Raw genomic sequence first — 452 nt, forward strand, 5'->3', positions numbered from 1 at the left:
CCCCGGCGGCAACGGCTACCTCGTCCTCGACGAACCGTGGCCGGCGATGCTGCGCGGCATCTGGGGCGACATGGACCGCTACCGCGACACCTACTGGTCCCGCTACGCCGAAGAAGGCTGGTACTTCACCGGTGACGGCGCCAAATACGACGACGACGGCGCACTCTGGGTCCTCGGCCGCGTCGACGACGTCATGAACGTCTCCGGCCACCGCATCTCCACCTCGGAGGTGGAATCAGCACTGGTCAACCACCACGGCGTCGCAGAAGCCGCCGTCGTCGGCGCCGCCGACGAGACCACCGGACAAGGCATCGTCGCGTTCGTGATCCTGCGCGAAGGCGTCGAAAACACCGGCGACGTCCTCATCGCCGAACTCAAGGCTCAGGTCTCCACCGACATCAGCCCCATCGCCAAACCACGTCAAATCACCATCGTGCCGGAACTGCCCAAAA

1 pseudogene is annotated in these 452 nt (G+C 65.5%); it reads left to right on the forward strand.

The annotated features are described in order from the left end of the window. A pseudogene (locus tag G8767_RS35335) lies at positions 1–452 on the forward strand (AMP-binding protein); the annotation flags it as partial.

The sequence above is a fragment of the Rhodococcus sp. IC4_135 genome (assembly GCF_011602025.1).
GTDB classification, from domain to species: Bacteria; Actinomycetota; Actinomycetes; order Mycobacteriales; family Mycobacteriaceae; genus Rhodococcus_F; species Rhodococcus_F baikonurensis.